Genomic DNA, 20,949 nt, shown 5'->3' with positions numbered 1-20,949 from the left:
ATTTATAAGGAGTGTAAATCTAATGAAAACAACAAAAATTATTGCAGCAGTAATGGCAATGACGATGACAATGGGACTTTGCGCTTGCGGAGACAGCGCTGACAGCGGCACAACTGACAGCAAGTCAACAAAATCAACGGTCGCACAGGATAAATCGCAGGCAGAAACAACAGTTTCTAATGACGAAGAAACATCGTCCGCTGTTGAAGAGGTCGATTATCAGTACGGTGTAGTTTCTATTGATGTTCACTTTAGATTTTCAAAGCATTTTGATTACGATTGGAAGATTGGTAGCACTATTGATCCAATGACAAGCACAGAAGATGATTCCTGTTTTCTTACAGTGAATAAACTTTGTGACGAATACAATAATCTCACTATCGACGCAGATAAGCCGGAGGAGTGGCTGGATACCGTTCACGACCAAATGGCAAAGGATCTGAGTAATGGATATACTTATACAATGGTAAATCCAGCATTGGATATAAGTGAAAATGAGATTCAAGAGATCAATGGCAGAACTTTTGTTAGATTTGTAGGTTCATTCTATGATGATAAGCATAAAAATGATGTTGACTGCGTTGGTTATCTGACGGTAGTTAAGGGAGACCCGAACCTTTCTGAGTATAAAGAAGATAACACAGCTGGTTTCATTGTTGCCCAGACACACGACAAAGCAAATATTGACGAGCTTGACGCATATGCAAGAGAGGCCGCTGAAACTATGGCTGTTGGCAAGGACGAATGGGATAAGATGGAGTAATCATTATTTTTTAATTTATAATGGGAGTAAATCTAATGAAAACAACAAAAATTATTGCAGCAGTAATGGCAATGACGATGACAATGGGACTTTGTGCTTGCGGAGACAGCGCTGACAGCGACACAACAGATAGCAAGTCAACAAAAACAACAGTCGCACAGGACAAGACAAATGAAGATGACAAGGATTCTAAGTCGGAAGAAACATCATCTGCTGTTGAAGAAGTCGATTATCAGTACGGAGTTATTGCTATTGATGTGCATTATAGATTTTCAAAACATTTTGATATGGACTGGAAAGTGTATAGCACTATTGATCCTATTTCAAGTTATGATGATGACTCTTGCTTCCTTTCAGTAGGTCAACTTTGCGATGAATACAATAATCTTACTATCGACGCAGATAAGCCGGAGGAGTGGCTGGATATCGTTCACGACCAAATGGCAAAGGATCTTAGCAATGGTTACAATTATGTAATGGTAAATCCTGCGTTGGATATAAGTGAAAGTGAGATTCAAGAGATCAATGGCAGAACTTTTGTTAGATTTGTAGGTTCATTCTTTGATGATAATGAAGATAAGGATGTTGATCTTGTAGGTTATCTGACAGTAGTCAAGGGTGATCCTAATTTGTCTGAGTATAAAGAAGATAATACCGCAGGATTTATTGTTGCTCAGTATCACGACAAAGCAAATATCGACGAGCTTGACGCATATGCAAGAGAGGCCGCTGAAACTATGGCTGTCGGCAAGGACGAGTGGGATAAGATGGAGTAATCATTATACATTTGTGATTTATGACCGCATTTAGGGAAGACGGCGGCGGAAATATTATGGGAATGAGAAGTATAAAGCTATGAAGATAAAAAAATATATAAAAAATATGATAAGTTCTGTCGAGCGCAAAAGCAGGCTTATAAGCGGTTCGTTGACTATCGAGGCGGCGTTCGTTCTGCCCTTCTTTATGTTTGGGTTTATGGCCCTTGCTATGCTTGCCACCACAACAAGGGCACAGAGCACTATCCAATACGCTGTTGACCAGACTGCAAAGGAGGTCTCGCAGTATTATTACGTCATAAACCGCCTTGGATTTAATCACGGCGGCGACGCTAATGACGAAAATATCGACAAAGTGGACGACTTTCTTGAGAATTTTAATACTTTTCAGTCGACCGTTGCTGACGCTTCCGAATATTCGCCAAGTCAGATAAACACTATCGACGATATATCTAAAACTTATAAAGATATGCAGGACAATTTCAAGAATGTGAAAAATGCCAGTCAGGAGCTTTACGGCTCGTTCAAAAGTATTGCTGACAACCCTATGGCGATAATGTCTTCAATGGCGACAATGCTCAAAAATGGCGCAGGAAACGTCGCAGTCTGCCGTATCATCGCCCAGCCGCTTAGCAAAGCACTTGTGCAGAAATATATTTCCAACAACGGCAATATCGACGATACCCTTGAAGCAATGGGCGTTGTTGACGGAATGGATGGCATTGACTTCGGACTTTCCACCTTTGCGATAGACGGAAAAACCGTCAACGTTGTGGCGGTCTATAAGATAAAGCCAATGGGATTTAGTCTTATAGATTATACATATACTGTAAAAACAACAGGCAGCACGGGAATATGGGGCACGAACGTCACAAACTCAGAAGCTAAACAAAAAGAGGATGAAAAGAAGAGCGAGAGCAATGACAGCTCACAGGCAGAGGAAGAAAAACAGGAGCCTGTTTCACCTTGGGACGATACAATAGGCATAGGCGATCAGTTTGAGACTTATGCAAGCGGTATAGAGCAATCTCTTGGCAGCGGTACAAGAACTCAGTCGAGACAGGGCTTCCATTTCTATCTTGATTCAAAGACATCATATCCCGACGGCGTTGAGCCGGGCGGCAATTTCCCTGCGGACAGTTATATAAAGGTTATGACAAGAAATATGTTCTCTGCGTCATATTATAAAGACGGAAAGATAGATATAAATTTTGTCAAGTCAGATATAGAGAGAGCAGCAAACAAGCTTGATCAGAAAGTCAACGCTGTTGATTCAACTATCAAGGTCGGTCAAAAGGACAGCACGCAAAAGACTGTTCAGTCTGACAAGACAAAGAGAAACAAGTATATCATCGTTGTCGTGCCGGAAAACACAACTGAAGAAATGCGAAAGGACCTTGAGGATATAGCCTCGAATGTAAGATATGATACCGGCGTTACTGTTATCTATCAGTATAAGGATAAGACCACAAAGGCCGGATAGATATTAAAATTAATAAAATTCAAAACAAGTGGGACGTCAATTTATCTACGAGTAACGTCGAGCAGATAAATTTCGCCGTCCCCTACAATTTGCATAAATACGCTGTTTGTAGGGGTGACCTGAGGTCGCCCGTTGAATTACTATTCATAATATGAAGAAAACTGAAAGGGTTGTTTTTGATTGATAGGAAAGTTGATAATTAATGTGCTGATAACGCTTGTGGGTATGGCCTTTTTAGTAAGATATTTCTGCTATTTTGATAAAAAGTATGAAAAATATGATAAAAACGATAATAGCGATAAAAATGAAAAAGGCGCTGGAAAAATTTCCGAAAAGTCAAAAAAGCCCGAAATGCTTGAATTTTCGGAGCTGAAAGAATACATAAAGGCGAAAAAGAAGTTTTTTATCATAAGCGGCGTGTTCTTTATGGTTCTATGTTGCGCAGGAACGTTTTTTGCAAAGTCAAATTCGCTGGCGAATTACCGATTTATGAAGTATTTCGTTTATACTTTCCTGCTTTATATGGCGGCTTATACGGATATAAGAAAGAAGCTTATCCCGAACGATCTTATAATCGCAATGATCGTTGCAAGAGTGCCTTTCCTCTTTGCCGAGGTCTTTTATAATATGGCAAAGTGGCAGGTGGTGCTGAAAGTTTGCGGTCTGGGATTTGTGATGTCCGCAGTTGTGGCGCTTGTTATGATGCTCATTTCAAGGGGACAAATGGGCGGCGGAGACGTTAAGCTTCTTGCGGTGATAGGTCTTTACGTCGGCAGCACCAATGTGCTCACCGTAATGCTTTTCTCTTTCATACTCTCGGCTGTTGGCGGTCTGGGCTGTATGATAATAAAAAAATACAAGGCAAAGGACACTATCCCCTTTGCACCGTTCGTTTTTCTTGGAATGCTTATCTATTTTGTGCTTATCTGCTTTGTGGGCAAGGCGGCTTGACGAAAATTTTATAGCATACAAAATACAAAAGTGTGTAATCAACGGGCGAACACAAATTATAGAATACTAAGGAGCTGACATAGGACTTGAGCAGTCAGAACACTCAAACTAAAGACAGTCAAAACAAAAAAAGCGAGCAGAACAAAAAGCTTCTGCTCCTCATAATGATAATACTTCCATTTTTGACTTGGTATGCGGTCTTTAACAACAAGACCACCACCTTGCAGGAATACGACAAGTATATGAAAAAAGCGGAGAATTTCGCAAAGAAGGAAATTTATATCGATGCTGTTTATAATTATCAGCAGGCTTTGAAGCTTGATACGAGTAATTATGATCTTATGCTGAAAATTTTCGACTCTTATGTTCAGCTTGCAGACGATGACGGCATTGAGAAAACCTATGAGCAGGCGCAGGCTTTAGACCCTTCAAGGTCTGATATCTATGTGAGATACATAAACCACCTTATCGACACGAACGCTTATGATGACGCAGTTGAGGTGATCACGACTGCAAGGGAAAAATCAAGCGGCAAGGAGATCGACGAGCTTTATGAGAAAATTTACAGGCTCTATAAAGAGACTTTCCTCGACTATGATTATGCTTATCTTTACTGCAAGGGTTATATGAAAGTCACAAACGGTGAAAACGGCGACAGAGTTGGACTTATCAAAACGAATGGTTCGGGCGTGCTCAGAGCAAAGTATCACGATGTTGGTCTTTACAGCGAGGAAAAGGAAGTTATCCCTGTCTGCGATGAAAACGACACTTGGTATTATGTTAACTCCAGCGGACAGAAGAAGCTTGTGCCAGACCACGAATACAGCTATCTCGGTTCTTTCACAGCCGATTATGCTCCTGCGCTTTACAAGGGCAAGTACGGCTATGTGAACGAGGATTTCGAGGAAAAGAACTTTGAATACGACTTTGCAGGCTCTTTCGAGGACGGCATTGCCGCTGTAAGAAAGCATGATAAGTGGGGCATTATAAACGACAAGCTCGAAATGGTCACGGATTTTGAATTTGACGATATAATAATAAATGATTTCGGCATTTGCTCAGAGGGCGGATATTTCTTCGCCTCAAAGGGCGGAAAGTATGCGCTTTACAACAGCAAGGGCAGACAGGTGGGCAGCGAGTCATTTGAAAACGCAAAGATGTTTGTCTGCGACGAGCCTGCGGCAGTAAAGCAAAACGGCAAATGGGGCTTTGTGGATACCGACGGCAAGATCGTAATAAAGCCGCAGTATGAGGACGCAAATTCATTCTGCCTTGACTTTGCACCGATACAGCAGGGCGAATTTTGGGGCTATATAGACGGCAGCGGAAAGATCATAACCGATATCGAAAATGACAAGTTCTCAGCCGCATACAGCCTTGATACAAACGGATACAGCGTAATATACAACGATTTTGATATGCCGAAGCTGCTGAGATTTTACGGCGCTGATCTTAAAGACAAATAAATTTATATAATTTATATAGTTTATACCCACAACCAATATCACGGAGGAAAGCAAAAATGGATAACTTTGTTCAATGGAATTACGAAAACGCCAACACAGCGAACTTTCTTGTTTACACCCTTGGCGAGAATGAGAATTTTGATACAGTAGCTCTTGGAATGCTGCTCAATAACAATATCGAAGGCTTTCTGCCGATGATATATCTTCAGAACGATGAGGAAAGGTATTTCAAATACAATATCACTTCAAAGGTGTCGCTGAAAATGTTCTTTGAGGAAACTGTCAATAAGACACGCTTTCTCAATGTTATCTCAAGCATTTGCAAGGCATTTGAAATGTGCGGAGAGTATATGATCGAGGACAAGTCTATCGTACTTGACGCTGAGCATATTTTTGTGGACGTAAGCTCCGCAAAGGCTGAGCTCGTCTGCCTGCCTGTACTCAAAGAGGGCGGCGCAAACGTCAATGTTGTGAACTTTTTCAAGCTGCTTCTTATGTCAACACAGTTTGACCCAACTGAGAATTGCGACTATATCGCAAAGCTTCTCAACAGTCTCAATAAGTCCGACAAGATGTCATTTGCTGATATAAGAAACATTGCGGAAGAGCTTCTCGGCAATGTTCAAGAAGAAGAGGACAAGCCTGTTATGAACGCAATGAGCGCTCCGCAGACAGTTTCCGCAGCAGCGCTGATCACGCCAATTGCTCCAATGCAGAATGTTCAAAATGTTCAGTCAGCTCCAAATATCCAGAATATCCAGAATATCCAGCGTACCCAAGTTCAGAATATGCAGAGACCTAATACACCGAATATTCCAAACATACCAAATGTTCCAAATCAGCCTAACCAGCCGCAGAACGTTCCGCCTGTTATAAATGATAATTCAAAGAGCTCGCATAAGGGCGGACTTTTCGGCGGACTTATGAAGTCGGGCAAGAAGAGCAAGGAAAAGAAGCCTAAAAAGGGCAAGGAGGCCGTTCAGGCCGCACCGCAGATGGCTATCCCGGGAGTAAAGGCTTCCGCAGGTCCGCTTATGCCGAATAATCCACAGCCTGCACAGAATGTTGCACCAATGGCAAATAATCAGCCTATGCATTCTATCCCAGCCCAGCAGATGAACGTCCAGCCGGGGATAACATTCCAGCAGAGCGCACCGAAAGCCGCTCCACAGCAGGCAATGACAACTGTCCTCAACAAGGATATGCTTTCAGCTAACTGCACGCCAAAGCTTTACCGCTATAAGACAAACGAACTTATCGAGATAAACAAAGTGCCTTTCAGAGTTGGAAAAGAAGCAAGCTTTGTTGATTATTGCATTTCTGATAACACCGCAGTCAGCAGGAGCCACGCAAATATCGTTAAGCGTGGAAACGACTATTTCATCGTTGACACAAATTCCACAAATCATACATACGTCAACGGCGCAATGATTCAAAGCAATGTTGAGATAAAGCTTGAAGAGAATACAAGAATAAAGTTCGCAAACGAGGAATTTGAATTTAGATTTTTCTGATAAATAAATTCAAAAGTATGTGGGACGTTGTCAACCATAAAATACGTAAATGTGTGTTTGTGTGTGTAGGGGTGAACAGCGTTCGCCCGTTATGGAGCGTATGCGAATAAAAAAAGGAGTTACTATTTTGGCATATCTAGTTTCTGCTCGGAGTAATAGAGGTAATGTAAAAGAGAATAATCAAGATGCCTGTACAGTCAAAACAGCTTCCACAGCCTTGGGCGAGGTGGCTTTCGGGCTTATCTGCGACGGAATGGGCGGACTTTCTGAGGGGGAGACCGCCAGCGCAACGGTGATATCAGCCTTTTCGGATTGGTTTTATAACGCCCTGCCTTTCCAGCTCGGGGCGGATAATTTTTCGGGACAGCTTTTCAGCTCTTGGAACAATATTATTGATATCTGCAACAAAAAGCTACATACCTATGGCGAAAGCAGAGGGATTAAGCTTGGTACCACCTGCTGCGGAGTTCTTGTGGCGCAGGGGAGATATTACGTCATCAACATCGGCGACTCGAGACTTTACGCCGTGACGAATAAAAGCTTGTCCCAGCTCACCGAAGATCAGACCTTTGTTGCACGAGAGGTGAGAGAGGGCAGAATGACCCCAGAGCAGGCGGAACAAGACCCGAGAAAAAGCGTTTTGCTCCAATGTATAGGCGCTTCAAATTCCGTTACGCCCCAGTTCATTGAGGGCGCTGTCACACAGGATACAGCCTTCCTGCTTTGCAGCGACGGCTTTCGCCACCTTGTTAGCGATAAAGAGCTTCTACGCTCCTATGCGCCGAAAGTCCTCAAAGACAAGGACACAGCCGACCGCAATTCAGATGAGCTTATAAGGCTCAATATGGAGCGTGGTGAAAGCGATAATATCACCGCCGCTGTTATAAGGGTAACTATATAAAAAATGACAGGAGTATAATTGTAGGGGCGAACATTGTTCGCCCGTTACCTGTCGATGTATTAGATCATATAGCTTTGTTATAAAATTGAAAATCATATAAATTGGAAAGTTTAGGAGTTTGCAGATATGTTGACGATCGGTTCCGTTATTGACGGCAAATATAAAATACTCAATAAAATAGGTCAGGGCGGAATGAGCGTCGTTTATCTTGCGATGAACGAAAAGGCCAACAAGCAATGGGCTATAAAGGAGATCAGAAAGGACGGCGTAAAGGACTTTCAAGTCGTAAAGCAAAGCCTTATCGTTGAGACTGATCTGCTTAAAAAGCTCGACCATCCAAATCTGCCAAGCATAGTGGATATAATCGAGGACGATAACACTTTTCTTATTGTAATGGATTATGTCGAAGGCAGATCGCTGGAAAAGGAACTTGAAGAATACGGCGCACAGCGGCAGGATAAGGTCATAGAATGGGCAAAACAGCTCTGTGATGTGCTTATCTATCTCCATTCGAGAAAGCCGCCGATAATATACCGTGACCTCAAGCCCGAAAATATTATGCTCAGACCTGACGGCAAGGTTATGCTTATCGACTTTGGTACGGCAAGAGAATTTAAAGAGCGCAACGTTTCAGATACAGTTTGCCTTGGAACAGTCGGCTATGCAGCCCCCGAACAGTTCGGCGGACAGGGTCAGACCGACGCAAGAACTGATATCTATGGACTTGGTGCAACGCTTTTTCATCTGCTGACAGGACAAAGCCCCTGCGAGCCGCCATATGAAATGCGCCCCATAAGAGAGATACGCCCCGAGCTTTCATCGGGACTTGAAAAGATAATACTCAAATGTGTCGAAAAAGACCCTGCCCAGCGTTATCAGTCCTGCGAGGAGCTTTTGTATGATATCGAAAATTACGACAAGTTCGACGATATGTACAGAAAAAAGCAAAAGCGCAGATTGTTCGCTTTTTCGCTGACTTTAGTCTTGTCAGCGGCGTTTTTGACATCGGGTCTTGTCCTTGACCATATGGCAAATTCAAAGCGCAATAACAACTATGCACATCTTATCGAAGAAGAAAAGCAGACTGCGGATATAACACAGAAAATGGATATCTGTCAGACTGCGATAGAGATAAAGCCAGCGGACAAAACTGCCTACCTTGAACTTATATTGGCAATGAAGTCAGATTCGGAATATTCCGTTGACGAGGAGCAGCTTCTTGTGAATATCATAAACAAGAACGAGGAGGAGCTTAAAAAAGCCCCAGCCACATATGGCGAGATATGCTTTGAGACGGGCAAGCTTTATTGGTATTATTATTCCTACGGCAAAAACAGTTCCGGCGACGAGGACTCGAACAAGATAATCCGAATGAGATCGGCAAGAAGCTGGTTCGATAACGCCGCAAAGTATTCTGACAAGACTTTCAGTAAGTACAATATGGCGCTTATCTATCGTGATATCGGCAATTTCTATGCGCAGATAGACCAGCTTAGAACGGAAGCAAACGATTCTGGCGAGTATAAAACGCTGTTCAAGAATTATCAGTCCCTTTTGAAACTTATAAAGTCGGGTGACGAGGCTGAGATAGTCCAGCTGGAGCTTTACAATGCGATACTAAATTCCGTTGAGCAGTATGGCGACAAGTTCGCCTCTGACGGCGTGAAAAAAGACGATATCCTTTCAGCCGTTGAGCAGATAGAGCAAAGCCTTGATGATATCTCTGAAAGCTCGGAAAAGCTCACTTCATTGAAGCTTGAAACAAAAAAAGCTGTTGAGGTCGCAAAAACAAAGATAACAACGGCTTATGCTGATAATAATTCAGACAATTCAGATGATACAAATAAAACAGACGAAACTGAAAAGGCGGTGGATAAAGAATGAGCGTTGAAAATCTTAGTCTGCTGTCTGTGATAAGCTTTGTGCTGGCTGGTGCGCTGTTTGTGACGGCGGTGCTGCTGTTTTTCCTGCTGAGGATAAGCAAAGTCATATCAGAGCTTTCGGGTCTCGCCCAGAAAAATGCAGTCAAAAAGCTGAAAAACAAGCAGAATATCACCACCACCAAAGAGCTTCCAAAAGTCAGCGGCGGGCTCAAAGCTGTCAGCATTGACAACAAAAATATGACAGACAAGCTTATGGCGTATGATATGTCCCAAAGTCAGACCACCGTGCTCCAGCCCGTCGGCGAGACAACGGTGCTCGGCGCTGGTTATGGCGAAACTACTGTCATAGGCGTAAGCGCAAACGCTGCTCAGCCGCAAGCGCAGGATATGCAGCAAGATCAAAATATGCAAAATACACAGATAGCCTTTGTGGTCTGCGAGGATATAACCCTTTGTGAGGGAAATGCGATTTAAAATTGCGATTTTTTGCAATTTAGGATAGGAAATTTGAAAAAGGAGAGGAAAAATAAGTATATGAAGTGCAAAGAACAAAAAATTGCTTACAAAGAGCAATTTAAGCTCGGCAAAAGAGTGACTTCCTTTATGACAGCCTCTGTGCTTGTGCTTTCAATGTGCACAACAGACGTTTTCGCTGGTGCTGACCAGTCGGACGGGAACGTAAAGGATAACGACAGTATAAAGGAACGCCTTTGTCAAGTGACCGTTACTGACGACTCGGTAATGCTTGATTTCGGCTCGGCCATATTCAAGGACAATGGGCATAGCGAGGCTTTAACAGTGGAAGAACTTTCCGACTATGTGGGCTTTGAAAGCGACGACGTCAAGTTCGATATCGAGGCTGACGAGGAGAACAGCTCAAAATTTTATCTCAAACTCAGTCAAGAAAACGAATGGGACAAGCTTATCGATAAGAGCACAAAAGTTGACGACGTTTATTTTTACAAGCTGAAATTCAAGCAGAAAGAAAGCTTCTATGGTGAAACAGGCGAAGAGATAAAGCTTTCGGGGGCTGTTGCCATAAAAATGACAAAGGCCGATGAGAACTATTCAGTGCAGCTTATAACGGCGAAATCTTTTGACGAAAAAACCAAGAGCTTTGAGATCAAACTCGAGGGCGAAAACGGCGAATTTAACGGCGGCAATAATACTATCAAGGTCTTTAGCGGCAAATCTGCGGAGGTGAATTTCAAGCCTGCGCAGTATTATAGTTTCAAAGGCTTTAAGATAGACAACGACGAGATAAAAGAGATAAAGGCCGAAGATACGGACTTTGACAAAGGCGTTTACAGCTATACGATCAAAAACGTAACGAAAGATATGACTGTCACAGCAATAACTAAAAAGATCGTCATAGGCAGCGTTTTTATCAACGACCCTGCAAGCATATGGTATCCAAAGGACAAGGTCGTTGACTTTGATATTTCATATTATCCTGCCGAAGCCGAGAACACCCTCAATGTGTGGACTGATAACAAAATCGTTGAGCTTAGATATAACAAGGCAAGCGGCAAATGTACACTCGACCCTAAGGGCTATGTTGGAACTGTAACAGTCAAGGCATACGACAATAATGGCAGCGCAGGAGCTGAGAAAACTTTCAAATTTACCGATACATATTACAATATCACAGGCAAGAAAGTTTCCTCTGACTGGTATCACAGCGCCGTGACATTTTCACCTGTTGACGGCACAGATCTTGAGATCAACGGCGAAAATTGTGATAGTTATTACGGCAAGACATTCGATCAGGAAGATAAATATAGTCTTGACCTGAAAGTCAAGAAGGGTGATAAAGTCCTCACAACGGACAGGATAGATTTTAATATCGACTTAAACGCCCCAGAAATGACCGCAGGAACAGACCTCGAAAAGCTTGACAGCAAGAATGGTGAAAAGCTTTATAGGAATTCCAAATGCAAATATTTTTATTTCACAGTCAAGGATATATGGAATGGAAAAGACGCTTTCAGTTCTGATAATAATTTGGACGTGAGCGTTAAAAATACTGGAGCAGTTCAGTCTGTTCAAGTTAAGGATATAAGCGGTGAGATCAGCGGTGAAAGCAATGTACATACTTTCAGAATACCGCTGGAGAGCGATGGTTATAAAAACACCGAGATAGAAGTATCCTATACAGACCAGTCAGGCAGAAAGTGCAGCCTTAAAAAGTCTATCGAGTGGGATAACATTGCCCCAGAGCTTGGACTTTTTATCGACCAAAACGGCGACCGCCAGTCAATTGAAGATAAGGCTTCCGTTGCAATAAGAGATAACTGCCTCTATTTCAAGGCCTCCGATGACAACCTTGCAGAGGTGAAAGCTTTTTATACTATTAATGGCAAAACAACGGATATCGACCTTACGGGATATAAGTCAGGTTTAGATAAAAAGATAATTTTCAATGAAGTGGGCGTTTATAAGCTCACTATCTCCGCAAAGGATCGCTCAAACGCTCCTGTTGAAAAGACTTTCACAGTTGAGTATAACGATCGCAACGTTGAAATAAAGCTTTATGCCGACGGCAAAGAAGTAAAGGGCGGAGAGTTTTTCAACCCGAAGTCTAAAACACAGGACTTTACTTTCAAGATCAATACCGAAAATTCTTTCCCGATCGCAGACGAGTGCGAAGTTCTTCTTGTAAAGGACAGCTCTGTCGAGCGAAAGACTGTTAAAAACGGCGAGGTAAGCTTCACAGCCGATCAGGGCAATTACAATTATATCCTCATTTCGGGCACATATAAAGTAGATAAGGGCGACAGGTTCACTTATCGAGTCAACAATATCTGTGTTGACGGCACAGCTCCGCAATTTGAAAGAATGGCAATTGACGACTGTTATTTCTCAAGCTTTTATGACACAGTTTTCGTTAAGGGCGAGAGAATGTTAAGACTTTATATCTCCGATAATGTCAGTGGTATAACAAAAGCGCAGGTCAATTGCGAAAAGGCTGAGGGCTATGACGATAAGTATTCCTCACAGTCCTTTGAATTTGACCAGCAGAATATCAAGATCGATGAACAGACGGGCAGCAAGTATGTTGACATTAGAATTGAGGCGGACTTTGCAGGCAAGATAGACCTTGTTTTGTATGATAAGGCAGGAAATGTTTCTGACACGATCACCACAAATTTCAAAGGCAATGAGTTTTTTGCCGTAGATGCCACAAACCCTGTTATCTCCGATATGACTATTTCGGGCGACAATGTAAAGGACAATTATTATAATTCGGAAAGCAAAGCCGAATTTAACGTAACGGAAGATTTTCTTAACTATGAAAATTCCGTGCTCTATATCACAAAGCAGACCGCTGAGAAAGCAGAGTATGAGCAGTTCACAGTCAAGGAGCTTTTGGACAATACAGACGGCGTTTACAGCTGTAAAAAGAACGGTTCGGTTTACGATTTCACAGTAAACGCAAATGAAGAAGTCAAGTACACTATCAAGATGATAGCGGCGGACGAAGTTGGCCACAGCGACGAAAAGACGATCGAATTTTATGTGGATAAAACAAAGCCAGAGGTCGAATATCTTCGCAATTCACACAATATCCCTGCAGACGATAACGGCAAGATAAAGTCCTCACAGGATATAAGCTTTGATATCGCTCTCACGGATAATGTCAGCGGACTTAAAGAATATTACTATGAGTTCACCCCTGTCAAGGGCAAGGAAGGCACAACTCAAAGCTATAAGAGCCAAGTAATATCTCTTGACGGACAGATAGGCAGCAGCACTGTTAAAGTCACATTGCCTTTCAAGGACGATACAGTTTTCTATGGCACTTTGACCCTTTATGTAACAGACAACTGCGGCAATACGAACACCTATGTGCTTTCGGAAAACATCGCAGGGGAGGACAAAAACTGCACTATAATCATAGGCAGAGCAAATCCTGAGATCGCCGTAAAATATGACAACAATAACGGCGCTTCAAACGGCTCCGCAACATATTACAGCAAGGCGAGAAAGGCAGAGATAACAGTTTCCACAGCCGATTTCTCAGAGGATAACACTTTCGTTATCGTATCAAAGGACGGCAAGACCACACGCAAGACTTTCAAGGATCTTGGCTATACTTATAAAGAGCAGGGCGGACAGTCTTATTACACCGCAAAATATGACTTCACAGCCGACGGTGTTTACACCATTTCCGTAACGGCAGAGGACGAGATCGGCAACACAGCAGAAAATTTCTCTGAAAGTTTTGTTATCGACAAAACAGCGCCGACGATCAAGGTGCAGTTTGATAACAACAACGCAAGAAATTCAAAGTATTTTGGCCGTGACCGTACCGCAACTATCACCATCACAGAGCGCAATTTTGAAGCCGATAAGGTAACATTCACAGGCGAGGGCTATTCAAAGTCCGTCAAGTGGAAAAACAGCGGCGATACCCATACTGCCGAGATAAAATTCTCAGACGAAAAGAATTACACCTTCGGCGTTTCCTGCAAGGATCTTGCGGAAAATTCATCAAGAGATATCACAAGCGGACAGAAAGCCGTAAGCGATTTTGTAATCGACAAGACCGCACCAACAGGCACTATCTCAATAAACGGCGTTTCAGATTGGTCGGGCTTCTTTGGTGGAATAACATTTTCACGCTTCAGCGATAAGGCTCTCGATGGCAGCCTTTCGTCAGCAGACAACCTCAGCGGCGTTGAGTCCGCTCAGTATATCATCGCATATGATGAAAAGACTATTGGCGAACTTTCAAGTGAAACAGGCTGGAAAAACAGCTCAGATATCACACTTGACAACAATACTCAGTCTGTCGTGTATGCAAAGATAACAGACTTGACAGGCAACGTAAGCTACATAAACACAAACGGCATTATAGTTGATACAAAGTCCCCTTCTATCGCAATTTCGGGCACGAACAGCTCTAAAATTTACAACGGCTCTGTACCTGTAAACATCAGCGTAAAGGAAGCTATCGCTGAAAATAACGTTTATTCGGGACTTAAAACAGTTTCCTATCGTGTAAGAAACGGCGGCAGAGTCACGCAGAGCGGCACCCTTTACAGCTTCACAGCAAAGGACGACACAAGAAAGAGCGACCTTTCAACAGGCTGGACAGGCAGCATAACAGTTGACTCTGCACAGAACAATTCAAATGATATCACAGTCGAGGTCACAGCTTATGACAACAGCGGAAATTATTCCACACAGAACATAAGCCTTAAAATCGACACCACAGCGCCGACTATCACAGTCGCATATGACAACAATAACCCCGACGCTTCCTATACGGATATCTATAAGGGCGACAGAACAGCGCACATCACTATCAGTGAGCGCAATTTCGATCCCGATAAGGTGAAGATAAGCATACAGTCTTCTTCCACAGCCCCTAAGATAAGCGGCTGGACGACAAATGAAAACAGCGCAGACCCAGATCAAACTACTCACACAGCACAAGTCACATTCTCTGCTGACGGCGATTATACATTTGATATATCCTGCACGGATAATGCTTCAAACGTCGCAAAGGACGCAGATTTCGGCAACTCAAAGTCGCCAAAGTCTTTCACGATCGACAAGATAAGACCCGCCATTGATGTGACATTTGACAAAAAGATCGCCGAAAAGGGCTTTTACAGCGGTTCAAGACTTTGCACAGTCACAGTAAACGAGCACAACTTTGATGAAAAGCGTATGAAGATAGCCCTCACTTCCACAAAGGACGGCAAGGTTGTTGAGACACCGACAATAGGCAAGTGGAAGTCAAAGGGCGATACTCATACCGCCGAGATAAGCTTCACAAAGGACGCAGATTACACAGTTGCAGTTACAGGTCGTGACAAGGCAGGCAACGAGTGCGCTCAGCAGGCTTCATACAGCTTCACTATCGATAACACAGAGCCGACCCTCGCAATAAGCGGCATTGAGCCAAATTCAGCAAACAACGGCGACAAGCTCAGCCTTAGCGTTACGGCGGCTGACATCAATCTCAGCTCTGCGGACGTTTACCTCAAGTACATCGCCGCAGACCAAAAGGGCTATAAGGAAAACACCCTCAAGCCGACCGAGAAAAAGAAGGACGGCGGAGAGACTTTCACCTTTGACGACCTCAAGGACGACGGAATTTACACACTTTACTGCACAGTAAAGGACAAATCTGAAAACATCTGCAAGGCCGCTGATATCAACGGCAAGGACGTAAAATTCGACGGCGAAGAGGTTATGACGTTCTCTGTAAACCGAAACGGCTCAGTATTCACATTCGACGAAAACACCGCCGATAACAACGGCAAGTATCTTGTAGCTCCCTCGAGAGTTGTGATCTATGAGACCAACGTTGACGAAGTTCTTCCGCAGGATACCACAATAAACGTGTTCAGAGACAACAAGAACCTTGACCTTGACAAGAGCGGATATAAGCGTGAAAAGGTCAGCAAGGATGGCGAATGGTATCAGTACAAGTACACTATCGAGCGTGATGTCTTTGCGGACGACGGCGTATACAACATTGCAGTCGTTTCCACAGATAAGGCTGAGAACATTTCCGACAGCGCAAGCAAGGGCGCAGAGCTTAGCTTTGCGGTAGACACCACGGCTCCTGTCTGCGTAGTATCAGACTTTGAGAGCGGCAAGGTATACAACACCGCAAAGAAAGACGTAAAAATGAGCGTTACAGACAACGTTGCACTTTCCGAGGTATCAGTAAAGATAAACGGCGAGGACGCATACAGCTGGGATACAGACCAAGTAACGCAAATGCAAAAGAGCGCAGAGCCATTCACATTCTCGATAAACGCAAACAACGGTGAAGAGCTCAGCGTTGAGGTATCCTACAAGGATATGGCAGGCAACTCAAGCAAGCAGACCTTTGACAACGTTCGTGTAACAACGAGCCGTTGGGTACTGTTCTACACAAACAGACCGCTTCTTATCGGTTCTGCGGCAGGACTGCTTGTTGTGATAATTCTCATTATCGTTCTTATCGTGAGAAAGAAACGACGCTTCTAATTTGAATGAGGAATGAGGAATTAAGGTATCGCCTTTGGCGATGAATTATTGATTTTTTTGAGGCGACCATTGGTCGCCTCTTTTTTTGTTTGCCTATGTTGTGGGAATATCAAAAAAACGGACAAACGATTTTTCGTCTGTCCGTTTTCTTATATTTCGTACTTTATTACTTTGTTATCTTGTCCTTGCCACCCATGTACATTCTCAGTGGCTCAGGAATATTAACTGTTCCGTCAGCATTGAGATTGTTCTCGAGGAATGCGATAAGCATTCTTGGAGGTGCAACAACTGTGTTGTTAAGAGTGTGAGCAAAATACTTTGTGCCGTCCTCTGCCTTTATTCTTATGCCAAGACGTCTTGCCTGTGCGTCGCCAAGATTTGAGCAAGAACCAACTTCAAAATATTTCTTCTGTCTTGGACTCCATGCCTCAACGTCACAGCTCTTTACCTTGAGGTCTGCAAGATCGCCTGAGCAGCACTCAAGTGTTCTTACAGGGATATCGAGTGAACGGAAGAAATCAACAGAATTCTGCCACAGCTTGTCATACCATGCCATGCTATCTTCAGGCTTGCAGACAACTATCATTTCCTGCTTTTCAAACTGGTGTATTCTGTAAACGCCTCTCTCTTCGATGCCGTGTGCGCCAACTTCTTTTCTAAAGCATGGTGAATAGCTTGTGAGAGTTTTTGGAAGCTCACCTTCTGGAATGATAGTGTCGATAAATCTGCCTATCATTGAGTGCTCAGAAGTACCGATGAGATAAAGATCCTCTCCCTCTATCTTGTACATCATGCCTTCCATTTCAGAAAAGCTCATAACGCCTGTAACAACGTCTGAACGTATCATGTAAGGAGGAATGAAATATGTGAAACCTCTGTCTATCATGAAATCTCTGGCATATGAAAGAATTGCAGAATGAAGTCTTGCAATGTCGCCCATAAGATAATAGAAGCCGTTTCCTGATGTTCTTCTTGCGCTGTCAAGATCGATGCCGTTAAAGCTTTCCATAATGTCAACGTGATATGGGATCTCATAATCAGGAACGAATGGATCGCCGAACTTTTCGATCTCTACGTTCTCGCTGTCGTCCTTGCCTATAGGAACGCTTGGGTCGATTATGTTAGGGATAACGAGCATTCTCTCACGGATCTTAGCTTCAAGGTCTTTTTCCTTTTCAGCCATAGCGTCAAGCTCAGCACCGATAGCGGATACCTCAGCCTTTACTTTCTCGGCTTCGTCCTTCTGACCCTTAGCAATAAGACCGCCTATCTGCTTGCTCATTACCTTTCTTTTATTTCTCAGCTCGTCAGCCTTTGTTTTGGCTGCTCTGTATTCCTCGTCAAACTGAGCTACCTCGTCAACAAGAACGAGCTTTTCGTCCTGAAACTTCTTCTTGATGTTTTCCTTGACAAGCTCAGGATTTGTACGGATAAGCTTAATATCTATCATTTTACATACTCCTTTTAGCTGACGCAAAAAAATTTCCTTACGTCGCAATATTTATCCTTTTAATAATATCACTAAAAGGAGATTTTGTCAAGACAAAGCCCCTTTAAAACAGGCTTTTGAAACAGGTTTTGAGAGAACTTTTTTCATAGATAAAATACTATCATGATATAAGTAACAGTGCGAATTTCATAAAAACTATTGACATTTTGTATCAAACGTTTTATAATTATAAGGTGAATGTGTTCGTTATGGGTGTATTGTGCCCTGACGGCAAAAAAGCCTCTGGGCTTAATAAATTTATCAGGAGGATTAAAGGTGCGAAAAGTTAAAAAACCCGTGTTTTTTATCGTGCTTTTGTGTATAATTGCATTTGGTTATCTCACTTATGCAGGAATACATACTCAGTACGGAGATATAAAAACAAGCTATATCAAGGGCGTTGAAGATATCCGCTGGGGTATCGATATTCAGGGTGGCGTAAATGCTACGTTTGAACCTGCCGATAATTACGACGCCACAAAGGAAGAAATGGACGCTGCAAAGGCTGTTATCGAGCAAAGACTTGTAAGCCTTAATATCACAGACAGCGAGGTCTATGTAGACTATAAGAAAAATAAGGTAATGGTTTCATTTCCATGGCAGGCTAACGAAGAAAGCTTTGACCCTGAGGCTGCCGTTTCTGAGCTTGGCGAAACTGCAAAGCTTGTATTCAGAAAGGGTAAAGAAGAAAAAGGCGAGCAGGTGCTTACAGGAAATGACGTTAAAAAGGCTGAGGTAAGACAAACACAGGACGAAACTACAGGAAATATCAAGTATGTTGTAAGCCTGACACTCAATAACAGCGGTAAAAAAGCTTTTGCTGACGCTACAACTGAGCTTGCCGGAAAAGGCTTTATCTCTATCTGGATGGACGATAAGTGCATTTCTGCCCCAAGCGTAAATTCAGCTATCACTGACGGTGAGTGCGTTATCGAGGGCAAATTCACATATGATTCCGCAAAAGCTCTTTCAGATAAGATAAATGCAGGTTCTATCCCATTCGACCTTAAAACAACAAGCACGAACATCATTTCACCTACATTGGGTGAGGGTGCAAAAAATGCAATGGTCATCGCAGGACTTATCGCATTTATCGTTATCGCTGCATATATCATCGTTATCTATAAGCTGCCGGGCTTTGTTGCGTCTATCGCACTTATAGGTCAGGTAATAGGTTCTATCGCCTGCATCACAGGTTTCTTTGGAAACATCGACAGCTTTACGCTGACTATCCCTGGTATCGCAGGTATTATCCTTTCTATCGGTATGGGCGTTGACGCTAACGTTATCACAGCCGAGAGAATAAAGGAAGAGCTTAATAACGGCAAGACCCTTAACGGAGCCATCGAGCTTGGCTATAAGAGAGCATGGAGCGCAGTATTCGACGGAAACATCACAGTAGTATTCGTTGCAATAATCCTTATGGGTGCCTTCGGACCTACAGACAGCGTTTTTGGAACACTTCTCAGCCCTGTATTCTCAGTATTCGGCGCAAGCACAGCAGGTACTATCTATTCACTTGGATATACTCTCCTTGTAGGTATCCTCCTGAACTTTGTATTCGGTATCTTCTGTTCAAGACTTATGCTTTCGTCCCTCTCAAAGTTCAAGTGCTTTAAGAAACGCAAGCTTTACGGAGGTGCTGAAATAAATGAGTAAAGAAAGAAAGACCCTGAATGTTGTGGGTCACAGCAAGTTATTTTATTCCATATCATGCGCACTTATCGCAATTTTTATCATTCTTACATTCGTTATAGGTCTTAACGTGGCTATCGAGTTCAAAGGCGGTACAGTTTTGACTTATACATATGAGGGCGATATAAAGACTTCTGACGTTTCAAATACCGTTTCTGACAGTATCGGAGATAAATGTACAGTAACTCTTGGCGAAAACACAGGAAACGCAGGAAAGACAGTAGAGATAAAATTCTCATCAACAAAGGGTATAAGCGATGATAAGCAGAACACCCTGAAAACAGCCCTTGAAAAGGACTTTCCTGATAATAACATAGAAGTTTATGAGTCAAACGACGTTGCAGCTTCAAGCGGTATGAACTTCTTCTTCAAGTGCCTTGCTGCTTGCGCACTGGCAATGGTCATCACTATCATTTATATCGGATTCAGATTTAAAAAGATAGGCGGTATCTCAGCAGGTGTGTTCTCAGTAGTTGCCCTTGCACACGATATGTGCATGGTATACGGTTGCTTTGTAATATGCAGATTTGACATCAACGCAAACTTTATGGCAGTTCTGCTGACTATCCTTGGATATTCTATCAACGCAACTATCATCATTTACGACAGAATCAGAGAGAATGAAAATCTTCTTGGCAACAAAATGGAGCTTGAGGATCTTGTAAACCTCTCCATTACACAGACAATGGGACGTTCTATCCATACAACTGTTACAACAGTTCTTGCTATGGCTACAGTTTGTATCGTCTGCATAATCTGCGGAGTAACATCTATCCTGAGCTTTGCTTTCCCACTTATCATCGGTATGATATCAGGTGTTTATTCTTCTAACTGTATCGCACCTACACTGTGGGTACATTGGAAAAAACATCAGGCAAAGAAGTCACATTCAGGTTCAAAGACAGGCAGCACAAAGAAAAAGACTTCAAGAAGATAAAATTTTATGGACGGTATGTTATGACCCGCCCCCTGTCAAGTAGACAGCGCAAAAAACAAAAATATTCTATGTTGTGACTAAAAGCAGTCTGTGCAATT

13 protein-coding genes are annotated in these 20,949 nt (G+C 42.9%); 12 read left to right on the top strand and 1 reads right to left on the bottom strand.

Annotated elements, in window-relative coordinates:
- Nucleotides 1–22 precede the first annotated feature (22 nt).
- The 10 genes from AB5Z01_RS04700 to AB5Z01_RS04655 all read left to right on the top strand — a co-directional run bounded on the left by AB5Z01_RS04700 (nucleotide 23) and on the right by AB5Z01_RS04655 (nucleotide 16,730).
- Nucleotides 23–763, top strand: coding sequence for a hypothetical protein (locus AB5Z01_RS04700; RefSeq protein WP_118164092.1), 741 nt, complete (start codon nucleotides 23–25; stop codon nucleotides 761–763).
- A gap of 35 nt (nucleotides 764–798) precedes the next feature.
- Nucleotides 799–1,539, top strand: coding sequence for a hypothetical protein (locus tag AB5Z01_RS04695; RefSeq protein WP_287215788.1), 741 nt, complete (start codon nucleotides 799–801; stop codon nucleotides 1,537–1,539).
- A 79-nt stretch (nucleotides 1,540–1,618) separates the two neighbouring features.
- Nucleotides 1,619–3,022, top strand: coding sequence for a TadE/TadG family type IV pilus assembly protein (locus tag AB5Z01_RS04690; RefSeq protein WP_195221704.1), 1,404 nt, complete (start codon nucleotides 1,619–1,621; stop codon nucleotides 3,020–3,022).
- 180 nt (nucleotides 3,023–3,202) lie between these two features.
- Nucleotides 3,203–3,973, top strand: coding sequence for an A24 family peptidase (locus AB5Z01_RS04685; RefSeq protein ID WP_195221705.1), 771 nt, complete (start codon nucleotides 3,203–3,205; stop codon nucleotides 3,971–3,973).
- A gap of 86 nt (nucleotides 3,974–4,059) precedes the next feature.
- A complete protein-coding gene (locus AB5Z01_RS04680) occupies nucleotides 4,060–5,439 on the top strand; it encodes a WG repeat-containing protein (RefSeq protein WP_195221706.1) in 1,380 nt (459 codons plus the stop codon).
- Nucleotides 5,440–5,495: 56 nt separating this feature from the next.
- Nucleotides 5,496–6,953 (top strand): DUF6382 domain-containing protein, encoded by a 1,458-nt coding sequence (locus AB5Z01_RS04675; protein ID WP_287215793.1) that lies wholly within the window; start codon nucleotides 5,496–5,498, stop codon nucleotides 6,951–6,953.
- A gap of 127 nt (nucleotides 6,954–7,080) precedes the next feature.
- Nucleotides 7,081–7,854, top strand: a complete 774-nt coding sequence (locus AB5Z01_RS04670) for a PP2C family serine/threonine-protein phosphatase (RefSeq protein ID WP_195221708.1) — start codon at nucleotides 7,081–7,083, stop codon at nucleotides 7,852–7,854.
- Between the two features lie 126 nt (nucleotides 7,855–7,980).
- Nucleotides 7,981–9,738, top strand: coding sequence for a serine/threonine-protein kinase (locus AB5Z01_RS04665; protein ID WP_118164076.1), 1,758 nt, complete (start codon nucleotides 7,981–7,983; stop codon nucleotides 9,736–9,738).
- Nucleotides 9,735–10,211, top strand: coding sequence for a hypothetical protein (locus AB5Z01_RS04660; protein WP_118164074.1), 477 nt, complete (start codon nucleotides 9,735–9,737; stop codon nucleotides 10,209–10,211). The genes AB5Z01_RS04665 and AB5Z01_RS04660 overlap by 4 nt, the downstream gene beginning before the upstream one ends.
- 60 nt (nucleotides 10,212–10,271) lie before the next feature.
- Nucleotides 10,272–16,730 carry an Ig-like domain-containing protein gene (locus AB5Z01_RS04655; protein ID WP_332008706.1) on the top strand — a complete coding sequence of 2,153 codons (6,459 nt, stop codon included), beginning with the start codon at nucleotides 10,272–10,274 and terminating at the stop codon, nucleotides 16,728–16,730.
- A gap of 166 nt (nucleotides 16,731–16,896) precedes the next feature.
- Here AB5Z01_RS04655 and serS read toward each other — a convergent pair whose 3' ends face one another.
- A complete protein-coding gene (gene serS, locus AB5Z01_RS04650) occupies nucleotides 16,897–18,180 on the bottom strand; it encodes a serine--tRNA ligase (protein WP_287215799.1) in 1,284 nt (427 codons plus the stop codon).
- A 315-nt stretch (nucleotides 18,181–18,495) separates the two neighbouring features.
- On the opposite strand from serS, the gene secD reads away from it, so the two are divergent.
- Complete coding sequence (gene secD, locus AB5Z01_RS04645; RefSeq protein ID WP_117863641.1) at nucleotides 18,496–19,878, top strand: preprotein translocase subunit SecD; 1,383 nt, start codon at nucleotides 18,496–18,498, stop codon at nucleotides 19,876–19,878.
- Nucleotides 19,871–20,851: a protein translocase subunit SecF gene (secF, locus tag AB5Z01_RS04640; protein ID WP_118123798.1), complete on the top strand. Its 981-nt coding sequence runs from the start codon at nucleotides 19,871–19,873 to the stop codon at nucleotides 20,849–20,851. The genes secD and secF overlap by 8 nt, the downstream gene beginning before the upstream one ends.
- Nucleotides 20,852–20,949: the final 98 nt, after the last annotated feature.

It is taken from the genome of Ruminococcus sp. RTP21359st1_H3_RTP21359_211015 (genome assembly GCF_040909065.1).
Classification (GTDB): domain Bacteria; phylum Bacillota; class Clostridia; order Oscillospirales; family Ruminococcaceae; genus Hominimerdicola; species Hominimerdicola aceti.
Note: the sequence above shows the minus strand (reverse complement) of the source record. Positions and strands in the feature narration are given on the sequence as shown.

Coding starts and splice junctions, on each gene's coding strand:
- AB5Z01_RS04665 (WP_118164076.1), top strand. CDS start 7,981: ATGTTGACGATCGGTTCCGTTATTGACGGCAAATATAAAATACTCAAT.
- AB5Z01_RS04655 (WP_332008706.1), top strand. CDS start 10,272: ATGAAGTGCAAAGAACAAAAAATTGCTTACAAAGAGCAATTTAAGCTC.
- AB5Z01_RS04695 (WP_287215788.1), top strand. CDS start 799: ATGAAAACAACAAAAATTATTGCAGCAGTAATGGCAATGACGATGACA.
- AB5Z01_RS04675 (WP_287215793.1), top strand. CDS start 5,496: ATGGATAACTTTGTTCAATGGAATTACGAAAACGCCAACACAGCGAAC.
- AB5Z01_RS04660 (WP_118164074.1), top strand. CDS start 9,735: ATGAGCGTTGAAAATCTTAGTCTGCTGTCTGTGATAAGCTTTGTGCTG.
- AB5Z01_RS04700 (WP_118164092.1), top strand. CDS start 23: ATGAAAACAACAAAAATTATTGCAGCAGTAATGGCAATGACGATGACA.
- AB5Z01_RS04690 (WP_195221704.1), top strand. CDS start 1,619: ATGAAGATAAAAAAATATATAAAAAATATGATAAGTTCTGTCGAGCGC.
- serS (WP_287215799.1), bottom strand. CDS start 18,180: ATGATAGATATTAAGCTTATCCGTACAAATCCTGAGCTTGTCAAGGAA.
- secF (WP_118123798.1), top strand. CDS start 19,871: ATGAGTAAAGAAAGAAAGACCCTGAATGTTGTGGGTCACAGCAAGTTA.